Source organism: Sphingomonas adhaesiva (assembly GCF_002374855.1).
GTDB classification, from domain to species: Bacteria; Pseudomonadota; Alphaproteobacteria; order Sphingomonadales; family Sphingomonadaceae; genus Sphingomonas; species Sphingomonas adhaesiva.
This window is the reverse complement of record NZ_NWVC01000006.1, coordinates 193,561-201,216: the sequence shown is the minus strand read 5'-3', so window position 1 is coordinate 201,216 and position 7,656 is coordinate 193,561. Positions and strand designations below refer to the sequence as shown.

The following is a 7,656-nucleotide window of genomic DNA, read 5'->3' as shown; positions in this document are numbered from 1 at the left end:
CATAAATGGATACGTGAAAGACACATGAAACGGCTTAACTTCTAACGACCCCAACGCACCTTGTATGCGCCAGACCCGCAGACCACCGTCCACATGTCCCTTCATCTAAATCACAATGTCAAAGAGCCGACCGACGTCAAAACCGGACAACCTTCGTACCCCGCTATCTCTATCGGGGGACTTGGTGTCCGTCTGATGTGGCGACCGATGCGAGCGGCTGAAAGAGCAGCACCGCGTCGGTGGAGTGGCTTCTATGCCCGGGTTCCAACATCGTCAAACACTTTTTGCAATTTTCTTTCACTGGCGCCGAAAACCCGCGGAAATCTGCGGTTTTTAATGCGCTGGTGAGGCGATCCGGAGTAACGGCGGCCATGGTTGATGCGACGAATCACGCCCCGGGCGCCGGGAATCGCCCCCCGGAATCGCTGTCGGCACGGATTCGCCGCGCGGTGCTGTGGCGTTCGGGCAGCCAGGTGATCGCGCAGATCGTGCAATGGGGCGCGACCTTCCTGGTGATCCGCATCCTGACGCCCGCGGACTATGGCCTGTTCGCGATGACGCAGGTCGTGCTGATGCTGGCGGCGATGCTGAACGGCATGGGGCTGGCCAATGCGCTGGTCCGTGCACCCGACCTGCGCCGCGAGGATATCGCGCGGGTGTTCGGGATGCTGATCGTCGCCAATCTGACGCTGGGCGCCATGCAGGTCGCTGTGGCGCCACTGGTCGCCGCTTATTATCGCGAGCCGCGGGTCGCCGACATCCTGCGGGTGCAGTCACTGCTGTACCTTGCCAACCCGCTGATCGCGCTGGCGCAGGGGCAGCTGGCGCGGACGCTGGAGTTCGCGCGGCAGGCGCGGGTCAACATCCTGGCGGCACTGGCGGGTGCGGGGACCGCATTGACCGGTGCGCTGCTCGGCTGGGGCGTATGGGCGCTGGTCGCGGCGCCGATCGCGCTGTTCGGCGCGCGCGCGATCGGGCTGACGATCGCGGCGGGGGGCGTGCCGCGCCCGTCCTTCGCGTTTCGCGGCGCCGGCGCGTTTGCGCGGTACGGCGGGCTGGTCGCGGCCGGGCAGTTCTTCGCGTTCGTGTGGAGCCAGGCGGATGTCGCGATCGCCGGGCGGATCGTCGATGCGCGCACGCTCGGCCTGTACGCCACCGCGCTGTTCCTGGTGCAGATCGTCGTGTCGAAGGTGGTGCCGCCGCTCAACGAGGTCGCCTTCGCCGCCTATGCGCGGTTGCAGGGTACGCCGGGCGCGGTCGGGCGCGCGTTCCTGACGCTGGTGCGCGCGGTGATGGTGGTGGCGATGCCGTTCTACATGGGGCTGGCGAGCGCGGCGGAGCCGATCGTGCTGACCGCGCTCGGCCCGCACTGGCACGATGCCGCGCCGATCGTCGCACTGCTGGCGCTGTCGATGCCGGCCTATACGCTCTACGTCCTGCTCGGCCCGGCGTGCGATGCGCTGGGGCGGCCCGGCATCGCTACCGCCAATGCCGCCGCCGCCGCGGTGATCGCGCCGCTGGCGGTGATCGTCAGCGTCCAGTGGGGGATCATGGCGCTGGCGGGGTCGTGGATCGGCACCTTCGCGCTGCTGCTGGCGATCGGCGCGCGGCGCGCGCTGCCGGTGATCGGGGTGAGCGCGGGGCAACTGGCGCGCGCCGCGGCGCCGGCGGTCGGTGCGTCGGTGGCGATGGCGACGGTGGTGGTGCTGGTCGACCGCGCGCTGCCGCCGCTGGCCGCGCCGGCGCGGCTCGGCATGCTCGTCGCGGCGGGGGGCGCGGTCTATGCCGGGTGGCTGCTGGTCTTCGCGCGCGAATCGATCACGGCGCTGCTGTCGCTGGTCAGGCCGCGGCCAGCCGGCTGATCGCGGCGCGCGTTTCGTCCAGATAGGTGCGCCCGTCGAAGCGGCAGGTGCCGACGAAGTGCATCACCCCCACCCCCGCGGGCACGCCGTCGTTCCAGAAATTGCGGTAACGGTCATAGGGGAGCAGCAGCGGATCGGCGCTGTTGGCGACGACGACGTTCGACGTCACCTGCTCCGTCCCCCATTCGCGCCAGCGCGCCGCGCCGACGATCCCCTCCGCCGCGCGGCTGAACCCCTCGGCAAGGGCGCGCCCTTCGGTCGATGGAGCGAAGCCCGCGAACCCCGAACAACCGCGGACGTAGCGGGCGATGCCGGTGCGGTCGATCGCCTGTTCGATCGCGCGCTGGACATGCCGGCTGGCATCGGGGGCGAGCCGCGCGACGAATTCGTCCGCGGCCAGCAATTGCGCCGATTCCTCGCCGCGCAGCGTGAAGCAGCGCCCGGCGTCGATCGCCGCCGCCACGTCGGGCACCGCGCCCAGCGTCAGCGTGTCCGAATCGAGCTGGATCACATAGGCGTCGCGGCGCAGGTCGAGGATCGTCAGCAGCCGTTCCCAGGTGCCGCCGCGCGGGCACCGGCCGGTATCGACATCGCCGATCGCGATGATCCGCGGATCGCCGAGGTGGCGGGCCAGCAGGTCGCGGTCGCGCGCGGTCAGCGTGCCGTCGTCGACGATCACCACGCGCCCGCGCCCCAGCGCCTGGGCGAACGTCTTCACCGCCACCAGATAGGCGAGCACCGAGGCGGTACCGACCATCGAGAGCAGGATGACGCCGTCGTCGCGCGGCCGCAGCGGCGGGGTGTCGCGCACGCCGCGCGCGATCCAGGCGTATTGCGGCAGCTTGAGGTGCCAGTTGATATGCTCGGCAAGCGTGGGCATTGGGCCTTCCTAGCCCACGCGGCTTAACGCTTCGTCTCGACCGGCCGGCACGAAACGGCCCCGCCGGCCACAAGGGGCAGGCGGGGCCGGATCGTCACCAGCAACGACGCGCGCGCCTTATTCGGCGGCAGCCTCGGCGGCCGCGGTGCGGACGCGGCGGCGGCGCGGCTTGGGCGCTTCCTCGCCCGCATCATCGGCGGCCGGGGCGGCGGCGGCGGCCGGCTCGACCGCGGAAATGCCCAGCGACGGGGGCAGGCGATCGGCGTCGAAGCCGGTCGCCTCGACCGGCGCGGTGACCTCGCGCGGCTTGCGCGTGCGGCGGCGCGGCGCGGCGGCCTCGTCGGTCGGCGCGGCCTCCGCCGGTGCGGCGGTCAGCGGGGCGCGATCCTCATCGGCACCGGCGCCATGGCCGTTGCGTGCGCCCTCGACCGGGGCGGCGTGGCCGTTGCGGCGGTCCTGGCGATCCTCGCGCGCGGGGCGGCGATCTTCGCGCGCTTCGCGGCCGGCGAACTCGCGGCCCCCGTCGCGCCCACCGTCGCGCTGGCGGTCGCGACCGCGATCACCACGGTCGCCGCGGTCACGCTGCGGGGCGTCGCCCTCGCTGGCGCGCGCCTGCTCCTCGCCGCGGATCGGCTCACCTTCGTCGCCGAAATCGTCGATATCGTCGAACTGGTCGAAATCGTCGCGGGTGCGGCGCTGCGGCTGGTCGTCGGTACGACCGCGCTGATCGGCGAGGACGCGGAAATAATGGTCCGCGAACTGCAGGTAATATTCGGTGTTGACGCGATCACCGGACATTTGCGCGTCGCGCGCCAGGTTCTTGTATTTCTCGAGCAGCTGCGCCGCATTGCCGCGCGCGCGGCTGTCGATCCGATTGCCGCTGTCACGCTGTCCCTGGCCGCCGCCGCCCTGGCGCTGGCCACCACCACGGCCGCGACGGCGACCGTTCTGACGGTTATTGATCAAATCACTGTCCTCGTCCCGAAATCAAAGCCCCGAAATCAAAACCGGCCTTTGCACGCGCCCCGCCGTCCGACATGCCGTCCGACGCTGGGCGCTGGTTGCAGCAATGTCCCGCCGCGCGCCGACCATGTCGATGCGGGCCTGCCATGGCCGCCGGACTGCAGCGGCTAATGACGAAGGGAGGACAAGACGCCTCGTACAACCGTATCCTGAGTGCGCGTGCCCCGCCCGTGTCTCTAGCGGCTCGGCAGGCGTTCTCAAAGGGAAATATTGGGATGCGCCTGCGCCGGTTCAACCGCCCGGCTCCGCCGTCGCGACCACGCACCGGTCCTGCCCGGCCAGATCGCGGCGCACCGTGGCCGACAGCCCCTGCCCCGCCAGCAGCGCGGGCACCGCCGCGCCCTGATCCCACCCGATCTCGATACAGGAGACCCCGCCGGGCGCGAGCAGCGCGGGCAGTTGCGGCGCGATGCGGCGGTAATCGTCCAGCCCGTCGACCCCGGCGAACAGCGCCTGCGCCGGTTCGTAGCCGCGCACCTCGTGCGGCAGGTCGGTATCGGTGGCGATATAGGGCGGGTTGGCGAGGATGAGGTCGAACCGCTCCGCCAGCCCCGCGCCCCAGTCGCCGAGCCGGAAGGCGGCGCGGGTCGCCATGCCCAGCGCCTGCGCGTTCCCGCGCGCCTGATCCAGCGCGGCGGCGGAGGCATCCACCCCCAGCCCGCTCGCCCCCGGCCATTGCGCCAGCGCGGCGAGCAGCAGCGTGCCCGGCCCGGTACCCAGGTCGAGGATGCGCGCGGGACCGGGGGTGCCTGCGAAATGATCGACCGCCGCCTCGATCAGCGTCTCGCTGTCGGCACGCGGCACCAGCGCGCCGGGGCCGACCGCCAGGTCGATCGTCCAGAAGGCGCGCGTGCCGGTAATATAGGCGACCGGCTCGTGCGCGGCGCGCCGCTCCACCAGCTCCGCGAAGCCGGGCGGCACCGGCTGGTCGCCGATCGTCAGCAGCAGCCGCTCGCGCGTGATCCCCAGCGCATGGGCGAGCAGCAGCTCCGCATCGAGCCGCGCGGTCGCGGAAAAGCCGAAGCGCGCGGCAGCCTCGCGCAGCGCGGTGCGCACGTCGGTCATCGCGGCAAGGCGCCCGCGAATCTTGCGAATGTTGAGACGATCGCGGGGTCGGGCGCGGGAGCGAACGGGGCGGGCATCGGCGGCGGATCCTTGGTGATGACGGCGGCGTAGCGGGTCGCGGCGGCGTAGGACAGTCGATGCGGGGCGCGATGTAGCGAGATGCGGAGAAAGGCCCCAGCCTTCGCTGGGGCGACGTGCCGTGGGAACGGCGGGTGGCGCGAAGGACAGCGGGGGCGCATCGCCGCACGCGCGTCGCCCCTGCGCAGGCAGGGGCCTTTGCGTTGGGTTACGGTACCGGCCGCGCCGTCGGACGGGCGCTCTGCGCCCGCCGGCCGCGCTTGGCCGTGTCCTGTCGCGGGGCGCGACAGGCCGGCCTACGCGTCCAGCGTCGCCAGTCGTTCGGCCTCGTCCTGCGCGATCAGGGCACCCAGCAGTTCGTCCATCTCGCCCTGCAAGATCTCCGGCAGGCGATGCAGCGTCAGGTTGATGCGGTGGTCGGTCACGCGCCCTTGCGGGAAATTGTAGGTGCGGATGCGCTCCGACCGGTCGCCCGACCCCACCATCGCGCGGCGCGTGCCCGATCGTTCCGCCGCCAGCCGCTCGCGCTCCGCCTCGTACAGGCGGGTGCGCAGCACCTTGAGCGCCTTGGCCTTGTTCTTGTGCTGCGACTTTTCGTCCTGCTGGATCACCACCAGCCCGGTGGGCAGGTGGGTAATGCGCACCGCGCTGTCGGTGGTGTTGACCGACTGGCCGCCGGGGCCGGACGAGCGATAGACGTCGATGCGCAGGTCCTTCGCCTCGTCGATCTGGACGTCGACCTCCTCCGCCTCGGGCAGCACCGCGACGGTCGCGGCGGAGGTGTGGATGCGCCCGCCGCTTTCGGTGACGGGCACGCGCTGGACGCGGTGGACGCCGCTTTCGAACTTCAGCTTCGCGAACACGCCGGTGCCGGTGACGCTGGCGACGACTTCCTTGTAGCCGCCCGCGTCGCTGTCCGATGCGGAGATCAGCTCGACCCGCCAGCCCTGCCGCTCGGCATAACGCTGGTACATGCGGAACAGGTCGCCGGCGAACAGCGCCGCCTCGTCCCCGCCGGTGCCCGCGCGCACCTCCAGCATCGCCGATCGCTGGTCGGCAGCGTCGCGCGGCAGCAGCGCGAGCGCGAGGCGGCGGTCGGCGGCCTCCAGCGCGGCCTTGTTGTCGCGCAATTCCTCCTCGGCCATGGCGCGCAGCTCGGCATCGGCATCGCCGGTCATGAACGCCAGGCTGTCGGCCTCCTGCCGCAGCCGCCGCACCTCGCCCGCCGCCTGCGCGACGGGTTCCAGCTCGGCATATTCCTTCGACACCTGCACGAAGCGGTCGCCGTCGAGATTGCCGGTCGCCATCTGCGCGGCCAGTTCGTCGCGCCGCGCCTCGATCTGGCGAATACGGTCGGGGGAGATCATGCAGCCGCCCCCGTCACACCGGCCCGCTGCGTCAGCCCACTTCCCTGCGTCACCCCGGCGAAGGCCGGGGTCCAGCCGCGACCGGCCCGTTTCTGGGCCCCGGCCTGCGCCGGGGTGACAGAAGTGACGACGGGAAAGGCTGTCACGCCAATACCCCGGCGGCGCGCGATGCCTCGCCGCGCAGCACCCGGGCGCGCGTCGCCACCGCCTCGCCATCCATCGCGAACACCAGCGTCTCCGCCGGGTCGAGCTTCAGCGCCTTGTCGTAGCGTTTCTTCGGCGAGCCGCTCGCGACCAGCTCCGCCCACACGCCCGCACGGCGCAACCGGGCCAGCGCGGTGACGGCGGCGTCGTGCGCGCGGTCGTCCTCGACCACCACCGCCACCTCGGGCCGTTCCGCCGCCGGCTCCTCCAGCAGCATCGCCAGCCGCTCGATCCCCGCGGCCCAGCCCACGCCCGCGGTCGCCGGGCCGCCCAGGCTCTCGACCAGCCCGTCGTAGCGCCCGCCGGCCAGCACCGTGCCCTGCGCGCCCAGCCGGTCGGTGACGAATTCGAACGCGGTGTGGCGATAGTAATCCAGCCCGCGCACCAGCCGTTCGTTGCGCGTCCAGCGCACGCCCGATGCGTCCAGCCCCTTCTGCACCGCCTCGAAGAAGGCGCCCGCCTCCGCGCTCATGAAGGCGTCGATGCCCGGCGCGGCATCCGCGATCGGGCGATCGCGCGGGTCCTTCGAATCGAGGATGCGCAGCGGGTTCTTGTCGAGCCGGGTCAGGCTGTCCTCGGACAGGTCGCCGCGGTGCGCGGCGAAATGCGCCACCAGCGCGTCGCGCCACGCATCGCGCGTCGCGGCGTCGCCCAGCGTGTTGAGCTGGAGCGTCACCCCGTCGCAGATGCCCAGGTCGTGCAGCAGCTGGTCGGCGAGCGTCAGCAGCTCGACATCCGCCGCCGGTTCGGGCGCGCCCAGGATCTCGGCGTCGATCTGGTGGAACTGGCGATAGCGGCCCTTCTGCGGGCGTTCGTAGCGGAACACCGCGCCGCTCGTCACCAGCTTGACCGGGGCATATTGCTGCCAGCCGTTGGTGATATAGGCGCGCGCGATCCCGGCGGTGAATTCCGGCCGCAGCGTCAGCGAATCGCCGCCCTTGTCGGGGAAGGTGTACATCTCCTTCGACACGACGTCGGTGGTCTCGCCGATCGAGCGGGCGAAGACAGCGGTATCCTCGAACACCGGCACCTCCACCCGTTCGAAGCCGTACAGCCGGCGCACGCGGTCGAAGGCGTCGAGCACGCGCGCGAACCGGCGCTGCTCCTCGCGAAAGATGTCCTGGGTGCCGCGCACGCGGCCGGGTGTAGGAATACGGGCCATATCGGGGCCGGGTAT

General features: G+C 71.5%; 6 protein-coding genes. 1 reads left to right on the top strand and 5 read right to left on the bottom strand.

The window, feature by feature from the left end; translation table 11 throughout:
* The first annotated feature begins 449 nt into the window (after positions 1-449).
* The gene (locus tag COA07_RS13325) at positions 450-1,862 is read left to right on the top strand and encodes a lipopolysaccharide biosynthesis protein (protein ID WP_245842152.1); all 1,413 of its coding nucleotides are present in this window, start codon (positions 450-452) and stop codon (positions 1,860-1,862) included.
* On the opposite strand, the gene COA07_RS13320 is transcribed toward COA07_RS13325, so the two are convergent.
* The 5 genes from COA07_RS13320 to hisS form a co-directional block, all read right to left on the bottom strand.
* A complete protein-coding gene (locus COA07_RS13320) occupies positions 1,840-2,742 on the bottom strand; it encodes a hypothetical protein (protein WP_066713971.1) in 903 nt (300 codons plus the stop codon). The genes COA07_RS13325 and COA07_RS13320 overlap by 23 nt on opposite strands.
* Before the next feature lie 117 nt (positions 2,743-2,859).
* On the bottom strand, positions 2,860-3,708 hold the full coding sequence (locus tag COA07_RS13315) for a DUF4167 domain-containing protein (protein WP_096641183.1): 849 nt from the start codon (positions 3,706-3,708) through the stop codon (positions 2,860-2,862).
* 288 nt (positions 3,709-3,996) lie between these two features.
* A complete protein-coding gene (gene prmC, locus COA07_RS13310; protein ID WP_066713624.1) occupies positions 3,997-4,830 on the bottom strand; it encodes a peptide chain release factor N(5)-glutamine methyltransferase in 834 nt (277 codons plus the stop codon).
* A gap of 374 nt (positions 4,831-5,204) precedes the next feature.
* Positions 5,205-6,275 carry a peptide chain release factor 1 gene (gene prfA, locus COA07_RS13305; protein ID WP_096641181.1) on the bottom strand — a complete coding sequence of 357 codons (1,071 nt, stop codon included), beginning with the start codon at positions 6,273-6,275 and terminating at the stop codon, positions 5,205-5,207.
* A gap of 142 nt (positions 6,276-6,417) precedes the next feature.
* Positions 6,418-7,641: a histidine--tRNA ligase gene (gene hisS / locus COA07_RS13300; protein WP_066708953.1), complete on the bottom strand. Its 1,224-nt coding sequence runs from the start codon at positions 7,639-7,641 to the stop codon at positions 6,418-6,420.
* Between the last annotated feature and the right edge of the window lie 15 nt (positions 7,642-7,656).